This window comes from Streptomyces sp. SDT5-1, assembly GCF_052245995.1.
Taxonomy (GTDB): domain Bacteria; phylum Actinomycetota; class Actinomycetes; order Streptomycetales; family Streptomycetaceae; genus Streptomyces.
In genome coordinates this window covers 3363971-3383178 of the sequence record NZ_CM125963.1, presented here as the reverse complement: position 1 = coordinate 3383178, position 19208 = coordinate 3363971, and the positions used below count along the sequence as shown (strand labels likewise).

The window sequence follows — 19208 nt, the reverse complement described above, 5'->3', positions numbered from 1 at the left end:
CGTCGGATCATGGCGAAGGAGCAAGCGGCGGGGGCGCGGCCGACGGCGCGGCTCGAGGGGGTTCTCGAGCGGATCACGTACGCCAACGAGGAGACGGGGTACACGGTCGGCCGGGTCGACACCGGCAGAGGCGCGGGTGACCTGCTCACCGTCGTGGGCGCGCTGCTCGGGGCGCAGGTGGGGGAGTCGCTGCGGATGGAGGGCCGCTGGGGCTCGCACCCGCAGTACGGCAAGCAGTTCACGGTCGAGAACTACACGACGATCCTCCCGGCCACGATCCAGGGCATTCGCCGCTATCTCGGCTCCGGCCTGGTCAAGGGCATCGGCCCGGTGTTCGCCGACCGCATCACCCAGCACTTCGGGCTCGACACCCTCGACATCATCGAGCAGGAGCCGAAGCGTCTGATCGAGGTGCCGGGTCTCGGCCCCAAGCGGACGAAGAAGATCGCCGACGCCTGGGAGGAGCAGAAGGCCATCAAGGAGGTGATGGTCTTCCTGCAGAGCGTCGGCGTCTCGACCTCGATCGCCGTGCGCATCTACAAGAAGTTCGGCGACGCCTCCATCTCCGTCGTGAAGAACCAGCCGTACCGGCTCGCCGCGGACGTCTGGGGCATCGGCTTCCTCACCGCCGACCGCATCGCCCAGTCCGTCGGCATCCCGCACGACAGCCCGGAGCGCGTCAAGGCCGGCCTCCAGTACGCCCTTTCGCAGTCCGCCGACCAGGGGCACTGCTTCCTGCCGGAGGAGCGGCTCATCGCGGACGCCGTGAAGCTGCTCCAGGTCGACACCGGCCTCGTCATCGAGTGCCTCGCCGAACTCGCCCTGCCCGACGAGGATTCCGGCGAGCCCGGAGTGGTACGCGAGACGGTGCCGGGCGAGGACGGTCAGCCGGTCACCGCGATCTACCTGGTCCCCTTCCACCGGGCCGAACTCTCCCTCTCCGCCCAGCTGCTCAGACTGCTGCGCACCGAGGAGGACCGGATGCCCGCCTTCCAGGACGTGGCGTGGGACAAGGCGCTGGCCTGGCTCGCCGACCGTACGGGCGCCCAGCTCGCGCCCGAGCAGGAGGAGGCGGTCAAGCTCGCGCTCAGCAAGAAGGTGGCCGTCCTCACCGGCGGCCCCGGCTGCGGAAAGTCCTTCACCGTACGGTCCGTGGTCGAGCTGGCCCGCGCCAAGCGCGCCAAGGTCGTGCTCGCCGCGCCCACGGGCCGGGCCGCCAAGCGGCTCGCCGAGCTGACCGGCGCCGAGGCCTCCACGGTCCACCGGCTCCTGGAGCTGAAGCCCGGCGGGGACGCGGCGTACGACAAGGAGCGGCCGCTCGACGCCGACCTGGTCGTGGTCGACGAGGCCTCCATGCTGGACCTGCTGCTCGCCAACAAGCTGGCGAAGGCCGTGCCGCCGGGCGCGCACCTGCTGTTCGTGGGGGACGTCGACCAGCTGCCCAGCGTGGGCGCGGGCGAGGTGCTGCGCGACATGCTCGCCGAGGAGAGCCCCGTGCCGGCCGTGCGCCTCACCCGGATCTTCCGGCAGGCGCAGGAGTCCGGCGTCGTCACGAACGCCCACCGGATCAACTCGGGGACGCAGCCGATCACTTCGGGGCTGAAGGACTTCTTCCTGTTCGTCGAGGACGACACGGAGGAGGCGGGCCGGCTCACGGTCGACGTGGCCGCCCGCCGGGTCCCCGCGAAGTTCGGCCTCGACCCGCGGCGCGACGTGCAGGTCCTCGCGCCGATGCACCGCGGCCCCGCGGGCGCGGGCAACCTGAACGGGCTGCTCCAGCAGGCCATCACCCCCGGCCGCCCCGACGTTCCGGAGAAGCGCTTCGGCGGCCGCGTCTTCCGCGTCGGCGACAAGGTCACGCAGATCCGCAACAACTACGAGAAGGGTGAGAACGGCGTCTTCAACGGCACGGTCGGCGTCGTCACCTCCCTGGACACCGCGGAGCAGCGGCTCACCGTCCTGACGGACGAGGACGAGGAGGTCCCGTACGACTTCGACGAGCTGGACGAGCTGGCCCATGCCTACGCTGTGACCATCCACCGCTCCCAGGGCAGCGAGTATCCGTGTGTGGTGATCCCCGTCACGACAGGTGCTTGGATGATGCTCCAGCGAAACCTTCTCTACACCGCGGTCACGCGCGCCAAGAAGCTGGTTGTCCTGGTCGGTTCGCGCAGAGCGATCGGTCAGGCGGTGCGTACGATTTCGGCCGGTAGACGCTGTACTGCCCTTGATTTCCGGTTGTCCGGCCGTGCCGTTCAAAAGATTTGATCGATCAGACGAGTCGCGAAGGTCACAACCACTTCCGGAACCAGGGCGAAGGGGGCAGGATGAGCAAGTTGGCGGCACTCAGTGCCGCCGATGAGCCCAATGGTCGACCCCGAGTGCACTCTGCTGGGCCAAGTGGGGGAAGGTAGAGACAGTCAGGGCACCTCGAAGAAGAGGCACTACGTCGGTGAGGGATGACGTGAGCGAGCAGAACGAGAAGGCTGTAGTACTCCAGTACGGCGACGGCGAGTACACCTACCCGGTGATCGACAGCACCGTGGGGGACAAGGGCTTCGACATCGGGAAGCTGCGGGCCCAGACGGGCCTGGTGACCCTCGACAGCGGATACGGCAACACCGCCGCCTATAAATCCGCGATCACCTATCTCGACGGTGAGCAGGGCATCCTGCGGTACCGCGGTTACCCGATCGAGCAGCTGGCCGAGCGTTCCACCTTCGCCGAGGTCGCCTACCTGCTGATCAACGGCGAGCTTCCCACGGTCGACGAGCTGTCGACCTTCAAGAACGAGATCACCGGGCACACGCTCCTCCACGAGGACGTGAAGCGGTTCTTCGACGGCTTCCCGCGGGACGCCCACCCGATGGCCATGCTGTCCTCCGTGGTCTCCGCGCTGTCCACCTTCTACCAGGACAGCCACAACCCGTTCGACGAGCAGCAGCGTCACCTTTCGACGATCCGGCTCCTTGCCAAGCTGCCGACGATCGCGGCGTACGCGTACAAGAAGTCGATCGGCCACCCGTTCGTCTACCCGCGCAACGACCTCGGCTACGTCGAGAACTTCCTGCGCATGACGTTCTCCGTGCCGGCGCAGGAGTACGACCTCGACCCGGTCGTCGTCAACGCGCTGGACAAGCTGCTCATCCTGCACGCGGACCACGAGCAGAACTGCTCGACGTCCACGGTGCGCCTGGTCGGCTCGTCGCAGGCGAACATGTTCGCGTCGATCTCCGCCGGCATCTCGGCCCTGTGGGGCCCGCTGCACGGTGGCGCCAACCAGTCGGTGCTCGAGATGCTCGAGGGCATCCAGGCCGCCGGTGGCGACGTCGACGACTTCATCCGCAAGGTGAAGAACAAGGAAGACGGCGTGAAGCTCATGGGCTTCGGGCACCGCGTCTACAAGAACTTCGACCCGCGGGCGAAGATCATCAAGGCGGCGGCGCACGACGTCCTGTCGGCGCTCGGCAAGTCCGACGAGCTGCTCGACATCGCGCTGAAGCTCGAGGAGCACGCGCTGGCCGACGACTACTTCGTCGAGCGCAAGCTCTACCCGAACGTCGACTTCTACACGGGTCTGATCTACCGGGCCATGGGCTTCCCGACCGAGATGTTCACGGTCCTCTTCGCTCTCGGCCGCCTTCCGGGCTGGATCGCCCAGTGGCACGAGATGATCAAGGAGCCGGGCTCCCGCATCGGCCGCCCGCGCCAGATCTACACCGGCGTCGTCGAGCGCGACTTCATCCCGGTCGAGCAGCGCTGATCTTCGTCCTTGGCGCCGGTGCGGCTCCCTTGAGCCCCTCCGGCGATTGAGGAGCTGCGCAGCAGAAAGCGCCCCGCTGTCGGTCCCCCCACGGGCCGACAGACGGGGCGCTTTCCTTTACCCGGGTCGGATTCCCCCCACGGGATCCGGCCTGGGGGTCTGTGACGCGTCGGCCGCCGGAACACGTACCGTCGGGCGGGCCGCTCAAGCTTCCCGGCGCACGTGCCCCGGCCAACGCTTTCGGGGACCGTCCCCCAAGACGGTTCCCTCCTGACACGGAAACGTCCCCCAAGACGTTTCTGCATCGCCTCCTTAGACTCACGAGACCCGCAAAGGGTTACGTGCCGATCGGTGTGATCTGCGTCTCTTGCATATGTCCCGTGCGTGCGCAAGAGGTCCGATATGGGGATATCGGCCTCTGTGGGGGAGTGCTGCAATTGTGCCGTGAGGATTATGTGTAGGTCCAGAGGTTCAGGCGACCTGGGCGAATTGTGCACGAAGGGGCCGGACCTCCCAGGTCCGGCCCCTTCGTCGGTCGCGCGTCAGGCCTGCGACACCAGTTCGTAGCCCGCCTCGTCCACCGCCGCGCGGACCGCTTCCTCGTCGAGCGGGGCGGCGGAGACGACCGTGACCCGCCCCGTGGCGGCGGAGGCCTCGACCGAGGCGACGCCGGCGAGCTCGGAGATCTCCCCGCGCACCGCGCCCTCGCAGTGGCCGCACGTCATGCCCTTGACCTCGTACACGGTGGTGACGGCGCCCTCGGCGGCCGGGGCGGCGTCGGTGTGGCAGGCGCCGCCGCAGCAGGAACCGGCCGACTCGCTGCCGGCCTGGGGAAGCTCGGTGTGGGCGCTCATGTCGTACTCCTTGGTGGTGAGGCATCTTCCGACGCTCACGACTCTATACCCCTAGGGGGTATTTCTCCAAGAAGGATCGCGGCGCGCGAGCGAGCGCACCCAAGCGAGCGCGAGCAGTGTGATCACGGCCAGTCCGCCGACGGAGAAGAGCGTGAAGAGATGCTGCTGCGCGGAGGTGGGCTGCGGGATGTAGCCCTGGGCGAAGAGGGCCCGGTCCAGGTCGCTCGTGGTGAGGCGGGCCACCAGCCAGAGGGCGATGCCGTGCATCGAGTCCCACAGCGCGTGCAGGATCGAGACGCCCAGGTAGGTGAGGAGGACGGGCGCCGCGAGGCGGTACTGGCCGTTGGGGCGGCGGAAGGAGAGCAGGACCGCGCCCGAGATCGCCGTCCACAGCCCGTGGCCGAACGGCGCGAGCAGTCCGCGCAGCACCTCGGTCTCCAGGAGGGCCCGCAGGTCGATGCCCTTCATGGTGATCGCCGCGTTGAACGCGTAGCCCGCGCTCTCGAACGCCGCGAACCCGAAGCCGACCGTGGCGCCGAGGACCAGACCCGCGCGCAGTCCGCTGACGCGCGGGTGGCGGTGGAGCACGTAGACGAGGGCGAGCAGCTTGGCCGCCTCCTCGATCAGGCCCACGGCGACGAACATCCAGACCGACGGGTGGACCAGGTAGTACTCCATGACGGAGGCGCCGAGCACGCCGAGGATGCCGCCCACGAGGAAGCAGCCCAGGATCAGGCTCACGCCCAGGTCGCGGCCGTGTCGCTCGTACGCCCACAGCACGAACACCGCCGGTGTGAGGAAGCTGCCCAGCAGGATCAGCGTGGGCAGCAGCGTGGTGTTCTGCGTGGCGTACGTGACGATCGCCGTCAGGATCCACAGGGCGAGGCCGCCCCAGAGGCAGCGCTTCCACAGGCCCTGCCGGATCTGCGGGCCCGGCGGCGGTGGCTGCTGGGGGATGCGGGCCTGGGGTGCCCCGTGGGGCGGCTGGGGCTGCGTCACTGCGATCCCTCCGGCTTGCCGACAACTCGCGGTCACTTTGAGTGATTTGTCCGAAGTTTATGGCCGGGGCGCGCGGGGTGCAGTGCGGGCGTGGTCTGGGCACGGTGCGGGCGCAGTAAAGGGCGCCGGCCCGCCCGGACCGGCGCCTCCGGGTGGTGTCAGTCCCTGCGTCCGCGGTTGCCCGGCCGGGAGGCCACCCAGGCCCTGACCGTGTCGGCGTACCAGTAGGGCTTGCCTCCCTCCACGTGGTCCGGGGGCGGCAGCAGGCCGTGTTTCCGGTACGAGCGGACGGTGTCGGGCTGCACGCGGATGTGCGCGGCGATGTCCTTGTACGACCAGAGCCTGCGGTCGTTCATCGGTGGCTCCTCCCTGGCGGGTCCCACGGCGGCTCGGGGGTGCCGCCGTGATCGACTCAGCCTGTGCCCGGAGAACGAGGTGACCAGCGATGGAGGGTGGGCCTGTGGGACGCCTGTGACGCAGAACCCGCGTAGGCCTGACATGTGTGACGCGATGGGGGCGTTTGTGACGCGAATGATGCAAAGGGGGCGCGCCGTCAGCGCATGCTCCGGCGCGTATCTGGATATGTGGAGCGTCAAACCCCGCAGGAGCGCAGATAGCGGCGCGTGCGCCCGGCGATCGGGAAGGGGCGGTCGGGTTCGCACGGGTACATGTCCTGCTCGACGATCGCGAACAGGTCGACGTCCAGCTTGGCCGCCGCCGCGAGGACCGGCCGCAGGTCCGGCACGCCGTGCGGGGGTTCCGTCATGACGCCCTGCGCCACGGCGGGGCCGAAGGGCGTGCCCTGTTCGTGGACGGTGGCGAGGACCGCCGGGTCCACCTGCTTGAGGTGCAGATAGCCGATCCGCTCCCCGTACGTCTCGATGAGCTTGACGCTGTCGCCGCCGCAGTACGCGTAGTGGCCGGTGTCCAGGCACAGCGACACGAGGTCGGGGTCGGTGGCGTCGAGGAGGCGCGTGACGTTCTCCTCCGTGTCGACATGGGTGTCCGCGTGCGGGTGGAAGACCAGCTTCAGGCCGTAGCGGTCCCGCACCTCGCGGCCGAGACGTTCGGTCTGACCGGCGAGGTGGCGCCACTGCTCGGCGGTGAGCCGGGAGTCCTCGAGCACCTCGCCCGTCTTGTCGTCGCGCCAGAAGGACGGGATGACCACCAGGTGCTCGGCGCCCATCGCGCGGGTCAGTCCGGCGATCGCGGAGACGTGGTCCCAGGTCTTCTCCCACACCGCGGGGCCGCGGTGCAGGCCCGTGAAGACCGTGCCCGCCGACACCTTCAGTCCGCGCCTGCCGGTCTCCTCGGCGAGCACCGCGGGGTCCTTCGGCAGATAGCCGTACGGGCCCAGCTCGATCCACTCGTACCCGGACTCGGCCACCTCGTCGAGAAAGCGCTCGTACGGGACCTGCTGCGGGTCGTCGGGGAACCAGACGCCCCAGGAGTCCGGGGCCGAGCCGATGCGGATGCGCGCGGGCGTGGTCGTCATGCGGCCAGCCTCACGGCGCCCGAAGAAAGGTGTCAAGGGCGTCGTCCGAATGTCAGGACAAAATATTGACAGGGGGCTCCGACGGGTCTAGATCTGACGGGGCGACGGCCGAAGGAGGCCGTCGGCGGCTGTGCCGAGAGGGATGGAGTCCGGTGTGGGTGAGGCAGCTGGCGTCGATCTCGGGTGGCTCGCCCGGGTGCGGGCCGAGGACCCGGGCGCCGTCGCCGAGGCCGCGGGCCGCCGCAAGCGGAGGCCGCTGCTCGCCGGGAGCGGACGGCTGATGATCGTGGCTGCCGACCACCCCGCGCGGGGCGCGCTCGGCGTCGGCGACCGGTCGTTCGCCATGGCCGACCGGGCCGATCTGCTGCGCCGCCTGTGCGTCGCGCTGGCACGGCCCGGCGTGGACGGGGTGCTTGCCTCCGCCGACGTCGTCGACGACCTGCTGCTGTTGGGGGCGCTCGACGACCGGCTCGTCATCGGCTCCATGAACAGGGGCGGGCTCGCGGGCGCCTCCTTCGAGCTGGACGACCGCTTCACCGGGTACCGGGCCGAGGACCTGGAGCGGTCCGGCCTCGACGCCGGAAAGCTGCTGCTGCGCCTCGACTACGAGGATCCGGGGCCCGGCTCCGTACGCACCCTGGAGTCGGCCGCGCGCGCCGTCGATGCCATGGCGGCCCGCCGGCTGCCGCTGTTCGTCGAGCCGTTCCTGACCCGCCGGGACCCGGCGACCGGGGCGCTGCGCTCCGACCTGAGCCGCGCGGGCGTCACCCGCTCGATCGCCGTCGCCTCCGGACTCGGCGGCACCTCCGCGTACACCTGGCTGAAGCTCCCGGTCACCGAGGACCCCGACGACATGGCCCGGGTGATGGAGACCTCGTCGCTGCCCGCGGTGCTGCTCGGCGGCGACATCAAGGACGGCGACCAGGACGCCACGTACGAGCGGTGGCGGGCCGCGCTGCAACTGCCCACCGTGCGGGGCCTCGTGGTGGGCCGCTCGCTGCTGTACCCCGCGGACGGGGACGTGGCGGGCGCCGTCGACACGGCCGTCGACCTGCTGCGCACCACGAGTCCCGACGCCTAGGAGGAGAGTAGAGGCATGACGCATCTTCCACGCGGCAGCGCGGGCGACGGGCCGTACGCCCTGTCCGTCGATCCCGACAAGGTCGGCTGGGCCCGCGCCGGGCTGCGGATCCTCGAACTGGAGGCGGGGCAGGAGCACGCCTTCGACACGGGGGAGAGCGAGTGGATCGTGCTGCCGCTGTCCGGCGGCTGTTCCGTCCGCGCGGAAGGGATGAACATCGAACTCGCGGGCAGGCGCAGCGTATTCGGTTCCGTGAGCGACTTCGCGTACGTGCCGCGCGACAGCGGCGTGCAGATCTCCTCCGGTGCGGGAGGCCGGTTCGCCCTGGCAGGAGCGAAATGCGGTCGACGACTCCCCGTCCGCTACGGCCCCGCGCCGGAGGTCTCCGTCGAGGACAGGGGCGGCGGGCGCAGCGCGCGGCAGGTGCGCAACTTCGCCTCCGCCGACGCCTTCGACTGCGATCAGCTCATCGCCGTCGAGGTGATCACACCGGGCGGCAACTGGTCCTCGTACCCGCCGCACAAGCACGACGAGCACCGGCCCGGCGAGGAGTCGCTGCTCGAGGAGATCTACTACTTCGAGATCGAGGGGCCGGGCGGATACGGGTACCAGCGCGTGTCCCCGTCCAGGGACGGCGGCACCGATCTGCTCGCCGAGGTCCGCTCCGGTGACACCGTGCTCGTCCCCGACGGCTGGCACGGCCCGTCCATCGCCCAGCCGGGCCACGCCATGTACTACCTGAACGTCATGGCGGGCCCCGGCGACGAGCGGGAGTGGCGGATCCGCTTCCACCCCGATCACGCCACGGAGGGATACCGATGACAGGAACGGTACGGCTCACCGTCGCCCAGGCCCTGGTCCGCTTCCTCGCGGCCCAGTACACGGAGCGCGACGGCGCCCGGCGCCGGCTGATCGGCGCCACCTGGGGCATCTTCGGCCACGGCAACGTGGCCGGGGTCGGCCAGGCGCTCCTCCAGTACGGCGACGCCATGCCCTTCCACCAGGGCCGCAACGAGCAGGCGATGGTGCACGCCGCCGTCGGGTACGCCCGCCAGTGCGACCGCCTGTCCACGCACGCCGTCACCACCTCCATCGGCCCCGGCGCCACCAACCTCGTCACCGGCGCCGCCCTCGCGACCATCAACCACCTGCCCGTCCTGCTGCTCCCCGGCGACGTGTTCGCGACGCGGCCCGCCGACCCGGTGCTCCAGCAGCTCGAGGTCCCGTACGCGGGCGACGTCTCGGTCAACGACTGCCTGCGGCCCGTGTCGAGGTACTTCGACCGGATCGAGCGGCCCGAGCGGCTGATCCCCGCCGCGCTCCAGGCGATGCGGGTGCTCACCGACCCCGTCGACACCGGCGCGGTCACGCTCGCGCTGCCGCAGGACGTGCAGGCGGAAGGCTTCGACTGGCCGGAGGAGTTCTTCAGGGACCGGGTGTGGACGGTGCGCAGGCCCGCCCCCGACGCCGGTGAACTGGCCGCGGCGATCGACGAGTTGAGGCGCGCCCGGCGCCCGCTCCTCGTCGCGGGCGGCGGCGTCCATCACAGCGGCGCCGAGGAGGCGCTGAAGGAGTTCGCCGAGGCCACCGGCATCCCCGTCGCCTCCACCCAGGCCGGCAAGGGCTCGCTCCCGTACGACCACCCGGCCGACGTCGGCGGCATCGGGCACACCGGCACCGCCACCGCGAACGAGCTGGCGCGCGGCGCCGACCTGGTGATCGGCGTCGGCACCCGGTACACGGACTTCACCACCGCGTCCTCGACCCTCTTCGCCGACCCGGACGTCCGCTTCCTCAATCTGAACGTCGCCGCCTTCGACGCGCACAAGCTCGCCGCGCGACCGCTCGTCGCCGACGCCCGCGCGGGCCTCACCGCGCTGCGCGAGGCGCTCGACGACGACTGCCGCGCCGAGCCCGCGCACATCACCGCGTACAGCGAGGGCAAGGATCACTGGGAGCGGCGCGTCGACGCCTGCTACGCCGCCGACGACCTCGCGCGCCCCACCCAGGCCCAGGTCCTCGGCGTCCTCGACCAGTTGGTGACGGGCGACGACATCCTCATCAACGCCGCCGGATCGCTCCCCGGCGACCTGCACAAGCTGTGGCGGACCCGCTCCCGCGACCAGTACCACGTCGAGTACGGCTACTCCTGCATGGGCTACGAGATCCCCGCGGCGCTCGGCGTCGCCCTCGCCGCGCCCGGACGGCCGGTGTGGGCGCTCGTCGGCGACGGCACGTATCTGATGCTGCCGACGGAGATCGTCACCGCCGTGCAGGAGAACATTCCGGTCAAGGTGGTCATCCTCCAGAACCACGGCTACGCGTCCATCGGCGGCCTCTCCGCGTCCGTCGGCGCCGAGGGCTTCGCCACGCAGTACCGCTTCCCGGGGGAGAAGGGCGCGTACGAAGGGGCGCCGCTGCCCGTGGACCTCGCGGCGAACGCGGCCAGCCTCGGCATGACGGTGCACCGCGCCAAGACCGTGCGTGACCTGCGCGAAGCGCTCGCCGCCGCGCGTGCGGCGGACCGTCCGACATGTGTCTACGTGGAGACCGAAACGGCAGACACAGTGTCGGGCCCGCCTCCGGCGCAGGCGTGGTGGGATGTTCCCGTGGCCGAGACGGCGGAGCGCAGCGCCGCGGTCGAGGCCCGCGAGGAGTACGACCGGCACGCCGCCGGTCGACGCCGTCACCTCTGAGAAGTACGCAGCCGTCACAGGAGTCGCCCGTATGTCTGACACGAAGTTGGTCCACCACTGGATCGGCGGCAAGGCCGTCGAGGGCGCGTCGGGCAATCACGGCCCGGTGACCGACCCCGCGACCGGCGCCGTCACCACGCACGTCGACTTCGCGAGCGTCGAAGAGGTGGACACGGCCGTCGCCGCCGCCAAGGAGGCGTACCGGAGCTGGGGCCGTTCGTCCCTCGCCAAGCGCACCGAGATCCTCTTCAAGTTCCGCGCGCTCCTCGACGCCAACCGCGACGCGATCGCCGAGCTGATCACCGCCGAGCACGGCAAGGTGCACTCGGACGCGCTCGGCGAGGTGGCCCGCGGCCTGGAGATCGTCGACCTGGCCTGCGGCATCAACGTACAGCTCAAGGGCGAGCTGTCGACGCAGGTCGCCACGAACGTGGACGTGGCCTCGATCCGGCAGCCGCTCGGCGTCGTCGCGGGCATCACGCCGTTCAACTTCCCGGCCATGGTGCCGATGTGGATGTTCCCGATCGCCATCGCGACCGGCAACACCTTCGTGCTCAAGCCCTCCGAGAAGGACCCCTCGGCCTCCATCAAGATCGCCGAGCTGCTGGCGGAGGCCGGGCTGCCCGACGGCGTCTTCAACGTCGTGCACGGTGACAAGGTCGCCGTCGACCGCCTCCTGGAGCACCCGGACGTCGCCGCCGTCTCCTTCGTCGGCTCGACCCCGATCGCCCGCTACATCCACACCACCGCCTCCGCCAACGGCAAGCGCGTGCAGGCGCTCGGCGGCGCCAAGAACCACATGCTGGTGCTGCCCGACGCCGATCTGGACGCCGCCGCCGACGCCGCGGTCTCGGCCGCGTACGGCTCCGCGGGCGAGCGCTGCATGGCGATCTCCGCCGTCGTCGCCGTCGGCGCGATCGGCGACGAGCTCGTCGCGAAGATCAAGGAGCGCGCCGAGAAGATCAAGATCGGTCCCGGCAACGACCCGACGTCCGAGATGGGCCCGCTCATCACGGCCGCCCACCGCGACAAGGTCGCCGGCTACGTGAAGAACGCGGCGGCCGAGGGCTGCGACGTCGTCCTCGACGGCAGCGACTACACGGTCCCCGGTTTCGAGAACGGCCACTGGGTCGGCCTCTCGCTCCTCGACAACGTCCCGACGACCGCCAAGGCCTACCAGGACGAGATCTTCGGCCCGGTCCTGTGCGTGCTGCGCGCGGAGACGTACGAGGAGGGCGTGGCCCTCATGAACGCGTCCCCGTTCGGCAACGGCACCGCGATCTTCACCCGGGACGGCGGCGCCGCCCGCCGCTTCCAGCTGGAGATCGAGGCCGGCATGGTCGGCGTCAACGTGCCGATCCCGGTCCCCGTCGGCTTCCACAGCTTCGGCGGCTGGAAGGACAGCCTCTTCGGCGACCACCACATCTACGGCAACGACGGCACGCACTTCTACACCCGCGGCAAGGTCGTCACGACCCGCTGGCCGGACCCGGCCGACGCGCCCGCCGGCGTGGACCTGGGCTTCCCGCGCAACCACTGAGGCCCCCGGGGCCTCGCGGGACGTCGCGGAGACGTCCGGAGTACGGACAGTTCGCCGTGAACTTCAGCGCTCCGGCTGCGGTTCCCGTACGTAGGGGATGAACCGGGCGCCTTAAGTCGACCCCCGTAGATGACCTTGCTTATGAAGGTCATCTACGGGGGTCGCTGCGTCTATCCCGGCCGATTTTGCGAACTCCTGAAGAATCGCACGCGGTTGGCGGGAGCGGAGCTGCGGATTCCGAAGGAAAACAGGCGTTGACGTTCGGATATCGGCGAGGTTGCATATCGCGCCGGGAGCAGCCGCAGCATCGATCAACCCCAGCCCTCGGAGGCGATAGCGCTCCCGCCCGAGCCGTCCCCCTGCCGCACGAGTCGATCGGAACCGCTCCATGACCGACACGCTTCGCCCCGCCGCTCCGCCCTCCCCACCGGAGTCGGCCCCCCAGGCCCAGAAGCTCAAGCGTTCCATCGGTGTCGTGGGAGGCACCCTGCTCACGCTGTCGTGCGTGACGCCCGCCTCCTCGCTGTTCGTCGTCGTCCCCGACCTGTTCGGATCCCTCGGCACCGCCACCGCCCTCACCATCGCCATCGGCTCGCTGATCTGCATCGGCGTCGCCTTCCTCTACTCCGAGCTGGGCACCCTCATCCCCAGCGCCGGCGGCGAGTACGCGATGGTGTCGACGCTTGCCGGACGCCTCGCCGGCTGGCTGGTCTTCGTGCTGTCCCTGCTGGTCGTCTTCATCGTCCCGCCGGTGATCGCGATGGGCACGGCCGACTACCTGGAGCCGGTCATCCACCTCGACCCCGCGATGACGGGTGCGGGCGTGATGCTCCTGTCCACCCTCGCGGGCCTGCTCGACCTGCGGGCCAACGCGTGGATCACCGGCATCTTCCTCGTCCTGGAGGTCATCGCGGCGGCCCTCGTCGCGGTCCTCGGCTTCACGCACTCCGAGCGCGGCCTCGACTCGCTCGGCTCGATGCAGGTGGCGGGCGACGGCCACACGGACGCCGTGACCGGCATGCTGGTGGTCTCCGGGCTCGCCATCGCCCTCTTCGTCACCCAGGGCTTCTCGACCGCCGTCTACCTCTCCGAGGAGCTGGAGAACCCGCGCAAGTCCGTCGCCCGCACCGTCCTCGCCACCCTCGCGATCTCCTCGGTCGTCATCCTGATCCCCGTCGTCGCGATCACGATGGGCGCCAAGGACCTCTCGACGCTCACCTCGGGCGACATCAGCACGATGGTCGTCGCCTGGTCGAACTCGGCGGTCGGCACGTTCGTCTCGCTGTGCGTCGCGCTCGCCATCATCAACGCGGGCATCGTCATGGTCATCCAGAACTCCCGCGTCCTGTTCGCCTCGGCCCGCGACAAGGCCTGGCCGGGACCGGTCAACACGGCGCTGTCCCGCCTCGGCCGCTTCGGCTCCCCGTGGGTCGCGACCCTGGTCGTCGGCGTCCCCGGCGCGGCCCTCTGCTTCGTCAACCTCGACACCCTGTACGGCGTGACGGGCGTCTCCGTCACCGGCATGTACCTGCTGGTCGCGGTGGCCGCCCTGTTCGCCCGCCGAGGCGCCCACAAGGACCAGCCGGCCTGGCGCATGCCGCTGTGGCCGGGGGTCCCCGTGGTCCTCATCGCGCTGATGGTCTACATCCTGATCGAGCAGGAGGTCGAGTACCTCCTCTGGACCGGCGGAATCATGGCGGTGGCGACGCTGTACTGGGCCTTCTACCTGCGACCGCGTCAGGACTCGCGGTGGCTGGTGTCGGTCCCGACCGAGTAGCCGGCCCCTTCGGGGCATGTGCGCAAGCGCGGGCCCGGCAAATCACGCCCCTGCGGCGATTGAGCAGCGGGGGCCGGGGCGGAGCCCCGAGGCGTTCACCACAGGTGAGCGGCGTCCACCGGCCGGCCGGAAGCCAACGACGAGTTCCCGGCCACGCCCACCGCGAGGGCCAACGCACCGTCCCGCGCGGTGGCCCCCTTCCCCGCCGCGGGCGCGGCCCCCTCGTCGGAGCCGTCCCCGAGCGGCCCGAAGAGCTCCTTGAGCATCCGCAGGTCCCCGCCCCCGTGCGACCCGGCCGCCCACGCGTACGGAATCTCCCGCGGCGCCTCCCACAGCGGCCGCAGCAGGATCGACGTCCGCCCCGGCCGGTCCATGACGACGCCCCCGTGCGAGGCCCCCGCCCCGCCGGGGGCGACCTTCGGCGGCTGCCAGGTGTTCTCCTCGACCTCCAACTCGATCCGGCCCCCGGTCCCGTTGAACATCACCCGGTAGCCCTCCCAGGGCGAGTACGCCGTGAGGTGGTACGTCATCGTGGCCCCGGAGTCGTACCGCACGAGCACCGACAGGTCGTCCTCGACGTCGATGTCGTCGCCGAACACGTTCCGGTCGCGGACGTACGGGTCGCCCGCCGCGTTCGCGTCGACGTACAGGGACGCGAGGTCCGGGTCGTCGGCGAGGTGGATGGCGTACGGGTCGGCGGCGGCCTCGGCCGACCCGTGGGCCCGCACGTAGTCGCGGCGCAGACCGGTCCGCTCGCCGTTGTCGCGGCCGTAGAAGACGAGCCCGCCCTCCGCGTACACGCGGGCGGGGGCGGCGCCGAGCCACCAGTTGACCAGGTCGAAGTGGTGCCCCGACTTGTGCACGAGCAGGCCCCCGCTGTGCCGCTTCTCGCGGTGCCAGCGGCGGAAGTAGTCGGCGCCGTGCCGCACGTCGAGCAGCCACTCGAAGTGCACGGAGCGGATCTCGCCGATCGCGCCGTCGTGCAGGAGCTGCCAGACCTTCTCGTGGGCGGGGTTGTAGCGGTAGTTGAACCCGACGGACAGCTCGCCGCCGGTCCGCTCCACGGTGTCGAGGATCGTGCGGCACTTCTCCGCGTCCGTGGTCATCGGCTTCTCGGTGACGACCCGGCAGCCCGCTTCGAGCGCGGTGTTGATGTACGTGTGGTGGGTGGCGTCGACGGTGGTGACGACGACCTCGTCGATCCGGTGCTCCCGCAGCGCGGCGGCGAAGTCGGACGGGTCGCAGGCGGCGGCCTCGGGCCGGCCGAACGAGCCGAGGAGCCGGTTGTGGTGGGCGATACGGGTCGGGCTCGGGTCCGCGAGGAGGGCGACGTCGTAGTGGGGGCGGGCGCCCAGGGCCTTGGTGTACATCTGGGCGCGGTGGCCCGTGCCGATGATCGCGGCGCGCTTCATGAGGTCAGGATTCCTTTCGGGGGGGCAGGTCCTGTGGAGCGGCGGACTATCAACTCGCTGTCCAGGGAGAGCTGTTCGGGGGCGCGGTCCGGGTCCTCGAGGCGGCGCAGCATCAGGTCGACGGCGCGTTCGCCGAGCGCGTCGAGCGGGATGCGGACCGAGGTGAGCGCCGGGGTCGCGGTGGTGGCGAGCAGGGTGTCGTCGGCGCCGACCACGCTGACGTCGTCGGGGACCCGGACCCCGCGGTCGGCGAGGCGGGACAGGACGCCGAGCGCCATCAGGTCGTTGTGCGCGACGATCGCGGTGGCGCCGGCCGCGAGCACGAGGTCGGCGACCTGGGCGCCGGTGTGGAACTTGGGCTCGTGCGGGCCGAACTCGGTGACCTTCAGCTCCAGTTGCTCGGCCGCGTACCGGACGGCGTGGCCGCGCTGCTCGCTCGACCAGGAGTTGCGGGCCCCCAGGATCAGGGCGAGGTGGCGGTGGCCGAGCGCGTGCAGATGCGCCACGGCCTGGCGCAGCCCGTCCTCGCTGGGCGCGACCACCGACGGCACGCCCGACACGCTCCGATTCACGGCGACGCTCGGCACCTGCCGGACGACCTCGCCGAGCCGCGCGCCGTCCATCCTCGGGGCGACGAGCAGCAGACCGTCGACCTGGCGGGCCAGCGTCAGCGCCAACTCGTACTCGTCGTCGGGGTGTTCGTCGGTGTCCGCGAGGAACACGGCGTAGTCCTTGCGGCGGGCGCGGGCCTGCACGGCCTTCACGATCACCGCGAAGAACGGATTGGCGATGTCCGGCACGATCAGGCCGAGCGTCCGGGTGCGGCCCTCCGCCAGCGACCGGGCGATCCGGCTCGGCCGGTACCCCAGCCGTTCCGCCGCCGCGAGCACCCGCGCGCGGGTCTCGGGCCGCACCTGATGCGGCGAGGCGAAACACCGGCTGACGGTCGACGGCGACACTCCGGCGTCGGCCGCGACCTCTTCGGCACTGGGGGCTGCGCCGCTCGGCCGGTCGTTATTACGCATGACGTGTTCCCTCACCTGATCGTTTTCGCGTGTGCCGTCGCGCTGTGGTTTGCGCAGTTCCCCGCGCCCCTGAAATGCCGACCTTCGGTCGGCAATCCGGGGCAAATCAAGCCCCTGCGGCGATTGAGCAGCGGGGTCCGGGGCAGAGCCCCGGGAGCGGGCCGCCGGTCGACCGCCACTGCCGCCAGGGCAAGCACCCCCGTCACCAGCGGCGCCAGAATCGTCAACTGCCAGACGCACACCGCCGATACGAGCACCGCCCCGCCGAGCATCGCGACACCCCGCGGATCCCGCCGGGGCCGCGCCCAGCGACCCGTGGTGGACCAGCCCGCCGCCATCCGGACCTGGTGCACGACCACCGCTCCCGCCGCCCCGGCGACCACGACCGCCAGCGCCCCGAACAGCGGCACACCGCCCGCCGCGGCGAGCCGCAGGTCCGCGCCGAGGAAGCCGAGGACCGCGAGGCCGACCGTCCCCACCGCCGCCCCGCCGGGCAGCGCCGCCCGGAAGTCCGCGACGAACCGCCGCGCCGTACCCGGCGACGGCCCGTCCGGCACGCAGCGGCGCACCGCCGCGCACCCGGCCGCCATCGCCGCGGGCCAGGTCACGACGAGCAGCGACCCGGCCGCCACCAGGACGCCGATCCACAGGACTTCGGCGAAGAGCGTGAACCGCTCCCCGTACGGCGTCTCGCGCCGCGCCACCGTGCTCACGCCGCTCACCCCTTCATCCCGGACGTCGCCGCGCCCTCGATCAGCAGCCGCTGGAACGCCACGAAGAACGCGATCACCGGAAGCAGCGAGAGCACCGACATGCCGAGCATCGCCCCGTAGTCCTGGCTGCTCGTCGAGTCGACGAACAACCGCAGTGCCACCGGCAGCGGATACTTCTCCGGCGACTGGAGGTAGACCAGCGGCGCGAAGAAGTCGTTCCAGGACCAGATGAACGTGAAGATCGCCGTGGTGATCAGCGCCGGTCGGAGCAGCGGCAGCACGATGTGCCCGAAGATCCGGAAGTGCCCGCAGCCGTCGATCAGCGCCGCCTCGTCGAGGCTGCGCGGCAGGTTCCGCACGAACTGCACCATCAGGAACACGAAGAACGCGTCCGTCGCGAGGAACTTGCCGAGCAGCAGCGGCACGTACGTGTCGACGAGGCCGACCTTCTGGAACATCGTGTACTGCGGGATGAGCAGCAGATGCGTCGGCAGCAGGATCGTGCCGATCATCACCGCGAACATCGCCCCGCGCCCCCGGAACCGCAGCCGCGCGAACGCGTACGCGGCGACGGAGCACGACAGCACGTTGCCGATCACCGAACCGATCGCCAGCAGCAGCGAGTTGGAGAAGAAGCGCCACGCCGGCACCTCGGCGATCCCCTCGAGCGCCGTGCCGAAACCGCTCCAGCTCACCTCCGACGGCAGCAGACCGAAGCTGGAGATGATCTCGTCGGCGGGCTTCACGGACGCCGTGAACACCCAGATCACCGGGTAGAGCAGGACCAGCAGCAGGGCGATCGCGCCCACGTGCCACAGGGTCGAACGCGTCGCGGTCGTGGTGGTCGTCGTCGCCATCGTCACTTCTCCTCGCCCGCGTAGTGGACCCAGCGGCCCGAGGTCTTGAAGAGCAGCGCGGTGATCGCGCCGACGACCAGGAGCAGCACCCAGGTCAGGGCCGCGGCGTAGCCCATCCGGAAGTCGTTGAAGCCGAGTTCGTACAGGTACATCGAGTACACGTGCGTGGAGCCCGCCGGTCCTCCGGTGCCGTTGGAGAGCACGAACGCCGAGTTGAACATCTGGAAGGCGTGCACCATCTCCAGGACCAGGTTGAAGAAGATGACGGGCGACAGCATCGGCACCGTGACCGACAGGAAGCGGCGCCAGGGCCCCGCCCCGTCGATCTCCGCGGCCTCGAACAGATCGCGCGGGATCTGCTGCAGCGCCGCCAGGAAGATCACCATGGGCGCGCCGAACTGCCAGACCGACAGCGCGACCAGGGACATCAGCGACCAGTCCGGGTTGGAGATCCAGCCGCCGGTGTGGATCCCGAACGTGCCGAGGAACCGGTCGACGACGCTCCCGGTGGAGAACAGCAGCCGCCACACGATGGCCGCGCCGACGCTCGCCCCGATCAGGGACGGCATGTAGAAGGCGGCCCGGTAGAAGTTGCGGCCCTTGCGCCGGGTGTGCAGCAGCAGCGCCACACCGAGCGCGGCGGCCAGCTTCAGGGGCGTCGCCACCACGACGTAGAGCAGCGTGACGCCGACGGTGTCGCGGACCTCGGGGTCGTCGAACAGGATCCGCTTGTAGTTGTCGAGGCCGATCCAGCGCGGCGAGTCGAACAGGTTGTAGTCCGTGAACGACATGTAGAGCGAGAACAACATCGGCCCGAGCGTCAGCACCGCCGCGCCGATCATCCACGGGGTGAGGAAGACGTACGCGGAGCGGTCGCCGCCGCCCTTGCGGGGCCTGCCGGTCGGGGTCGCTGAGGTGCCGCCGCGGCGGGCGCGGGGTGGCGCGGCGTCGGTCGTCGTAGAGGCCATGGGGGCTCCGTACGTTTTCGAGGGGGCG

The 19208-nt window shown here is 70.6% G+C and carries 16 protein-coding genes; 7 read left to right on the top strand and 9 right to left on the bottom strand.

Features of this window, described 5'->3' with window-relative positions; all coding sequences use genetic code 11:
• Nucleotides 1–9: 9 nt before the first annotated feature.
• Both recD2 and ACTWJ8_RS15725 read left to right on the top strand, forming a co-directional pair.
• Nucleotides 10–2268 (top strand): SF1B family DNA helicase RecD2, encoded by a 2259-nt coding sequence (recD2, locus tag ACTWJ8_RS15730; RefSeq protein WP_443264179.1) that lies wholly within the window; start codon nucleotides 10–12, stop codon nucleotides 2266–2268.
• 184 nt (nucleotides 2269–2452) lie between these two features.
• Complete coding sequence (locus tag ACTWJ8_RS15725; protein WP_356376661.1) at nucleotides 2453–3763, top strand: citrate synthase; 1311 nt, start codon at nucleotides 2453–2455, stop codon at nucleotides 3761–3763.
• A 542-nt stretch (nucleotides 3764–4305) separates the two neighbouring features.
• Here the strand turns inward: ACTWJ8_RS15725 and ACTWJ8_RS15720 are convergent.
• The 4 genes from ACTWJ8_RS15720 to ACTWJ8_RS15705 all read right to left on the bottom strand — a co-directional run bounded on the left by ACTWJ8_RS15720 (nucleotide 4306) and on the right by ACTWJ8_RS15705 (nucleotide 7111).
• On the bottom strand, nucleotides 4306–4617 hold the full coding sequence (locus tag ACTWJ8_RS15720; protein ID WP_356376664.1) for a heavy-metal-associated domain-containing protein: 312 nt from the start codon (nucleotides 4615–4617) through the stop codon (nucleotides 4306–4308).
• Between the two features lie 51 nt (nucleotides 4618–4668).
• Nucleotides 4669–5616, bottom strand: coding sequence for a PrsW family intramembrane metalloprotease (locus ACTWJ8_RS15715; protein WP_356376667.1), 948 nt, complete (start codon nucleotides 5614–5616; stop codon nucleotides 4669–4671).
• A gap of 158 nt (nucleotides 5617–5774) precedes the next feature.
• Nucleotides 5775–5972 carry a helix-turn-helix transcriptional regulator gene (locus tag ACTWJ8_RS15710; protein ID WP_356376669.1) on the bottom strand — a complete coding sequence of 66 codons (198 nt, stop codon included), beginning with the start codon at nucleotides 5970–5972 and terminating at the stop codon, nucleotides 5775–5777.
• A gap of 236 nt (nucleotides 5973–6208) precedes the next feature.
• Complete coding sequence (locus ACTWJ8_RS15705) at nucleotides 6209–7111, bottom strand: sugar phosphate isomerase/epimerase family protein (protein WP_443264177.1); 903 nt, start codon at nucleotides 7109–7111, stop codon at nucleotides 6209–6211.
• Nucleotides 7112–7265: 154 nt separating this feature from the next.
• Here ACTWJ8_RS15705 and ACTWJ8_RS15700 point away from each other — a divergent pair, with 154 nt between their 5' ends.
• The 5 genes from ACTWJ8_RS15700 (at nucleotide 7266) to ACTWJ8_RS15680 (ending at nucleotide 14205) form a co-directional block, all read left to right on the top strand.
• Nucleotides 7266–8192, top strand: a complete 927-nt coding sequence (locus ACTWJ8_RS15700; RefSeq protein ID WP_443264175.1) for a Cgl0159 family (beta/alpha)8-fold protein — start codon at nucleotides 7266–7268, stop codon at nucleotides 8190–8192.
• Nucleotides 8193–8207: 15 nt separating this feature from the next.
• Nucleotides 8208–9014 carry a 5-deoxy-glucuronate isomerase gene (gene iolB, locus ACTWJ8_RS15695; RefSeq protein ID WP_443264174.1) on the top strand — a complete coding sequence of 269 codons (807 nt, stop codon included), beginning with the start codon at nucleotides 8208–8210 and terminating at the stop codon, nucleotides 9012–9014.
• Nucleotides 9011–10888 carry a 3D-(3,5/4)-trihydroxycyclohexane-1,2-dione acylhydrolase (decyclizing) gene (gene iolD, locus ACTWJ8_RS15690; protein WP_443264172.1) on the top strand — a complete coding sequence of 626 codons (1878 nt, stop codon included), beginning with the start codon at nucleotides 9011–9013 and terminating at the stop codon, nucleotides 10886–10888. Before iolB ends, iolD begins: the two co-directional genes overlap by 4 nt.
• A 31-nt stretch (nucleotides 10889–10919) precedes the next feature.
• On the top strand, nucleotides 10920–12428 hold the full coding sequence (locus ACTWJ8_RS15685; RefSeq protein WP_356376680.1) for a CoA-acylating methylmalonate-semialdehyde dehydrogenase: 1509 nt from the start codon (nucleotides 10920–10922) through the stop codon (nucleotides 12426–12428).
• A 388-nt stretch (nucleotides 12429–12816) separates the two neighbouring features.
• Entirely contained in the window at nucleotides 12817–14205 is a 1389-nt protein-coding gene (locus ACTWJ8_RS15680; RefSeq protein ID WP_443264171.1) for an APC family permease, read from the top strand.
• Nucleotides 14206–14300: 95 nt separating this feature from the next.
• Here the strand turns inward: ACTWJ8_RS15680 and ACTWJ8_RS15675 are convergent, their stop codons facing one another.
• The 5 genes from ACTWJ8_RS15675 to ACTWJ8_RS15655 are packed head-to-tail and all read right to left on the bottom strand — an operon-like array spanning nucleotide 14301 to nucleotide 19180.
• Nucleotides 14301–15617: a Gfo/Idh/MocA family protein gene (locus ACTWJ8_RS15675; RefSeq protein WP_443264170.1), complete on the bottom strand. Its 1317-nt coding sequence runs from the start codon at nucleotides 15615–15617 to the stop codon at nucleotides 14301–14303.
• Nucleotides 15614–16642: a LacI family DNA-binding transcriptional regulator gene (locus ACTWJ8_RS15670; RefSeq protein WP_443264168.1), complete on the bottom strand. Its 1029-nt coding sequence runs from the start codon at nucleotides 16640–16642 to the stop codon at nucleotides 15614–15616. The genes ACTWJ8_RS15675 and ACTWJ8_RS15670 overlap by 4 nt, the downstream gene beginning before the upstream one ends.
• Before the next feature lie 11 nt (nucleotides 16643–16653).
• On the bottom strand, nucleotides 16654–17355 hold the full coding sequence (locus ACTWJ8_RS15665; protein ID WP_443264167.1) for a hypothetical protein: 702 nt from the start codon (nucleotides 17353–17355) through the stop codon (nucleotides 16654–16656).
• Nucleotides 17356–17360: 5 nt separating this feature from the next.
• Nucleotides 17361–18212: a carbohydrate ABC transporter permease gene (locus ACTWJ8_RS15660; protein ID WP_356376695.1), complete on the bottom strand. Its 852-nt coding sequence runs from the start codon at nucleotides 18210–18212 to the stop codon at nucleotides 17361–17363.
• A 2-nt stretch (nucleotides 18213–18214) separates the two neighbouring features.
• A complete protein-coding gene (locus ACTWJ8_RS15655) occupies nucleotides 18215–19180 on the bottom strand; it encodes a carbohydrate ABC transporter permease (RefSeq protein WP_443264165.1) in 966 nt (321 codons plus the stop codon).
• Nucleotides 19181–19208 lie beyond the last annotated feature (28 nt).

Excerpts from the sequence above, each read along its gene's own strand:
- ACTWJ8_RS15655 (WP_443264165.1), bottom strand. The coding sequence starts at position 19,180 with ATGGCCTCTACGACGACCGACGCCGCGCCACCCCGCGCCCGCCGCGGC.
- ACTWJ8_RS15660 (WP_356376695.1), bottom strand. The coding sequence starts at position 18,212 with ATGGCGACGACGACCACCACGACCGCGACGCGTTCGACCCTGTGGCAC.
- ACTWJ8_RS15675 (WP_443264170.1), bottom strand. The coding sequence starts at position 15,617 with ATGAAGCGCGCCGCGATCATCGGCACGGGCCACCGCGCCCAGATGTAC.
- ACTWJ8_RS15685 (WP_356376680.1), top strand. The coding sequence starts at position 10,920 with ATGTCTGACACGAAGTTGGTCCACCACTGGATCGGCGGCAAGGCCGTC.
- recD2 (WP_443264179.1), top strand. The coding sequence starts at position 10 with ATGGCGAAGGAGCAAGCGGCGGGGGCGCGGCCGACGGCGCGGCTCGAG.
- ACTWJ8_RS15670 (WP_443264168.1), bottom strand. The coding sequence starts at position 16,642 with ATGCGTAATAACGACCGGCCGAGCGGCGCAGCCCCCAGTGCCGAAGAG.
- ACTWJ8_RS15720 (WP_356376664.1), bottom strand. The coding sequence starts at position 4,617 with ATGAGCGCCCACACCGAGCTTCCCCAGGCCGGCAGCGAGTCGGCCGGT.
- ACTWJ8_RS15710 (WP_356376669.1), bottom strand. The coding sequence starts at position 5,972 with ATGAACGACCGCAGGCTCTGGTCGTACAAGGACATCGCCGCGCACATC.
- iolD (WP_443264172.1), top strand. The coding sequence starts at position 9,011 with ATGACAGGAACGGTACGGCTCACCGTCGCCCAGGCCCTGGTCCGCTTC.
- ACTWJ8_RS15680 (WP_443264171.1), top strand. The coding sequence starts at position 12,817 with ATGACCGACACGCTTCGCCCCGCCGCTCCGCCCTCCCCACCGGAGTCG.
- iolB (WP_443264174.1), top strand. The coding sequence starts at position 8,208 with ATGACGCATCTTCCACGCGGCAGCGCGGGCGACGGGCCGTACGCCCTG.
- ACTWJ8_RS15705 (WP_443264177.1), bottom strand. The coding sequence starts at position 7,111 with ATGACGACCACGCCCGCGCGCATCCGCATCGGCTCGGCCCCGGACTCC.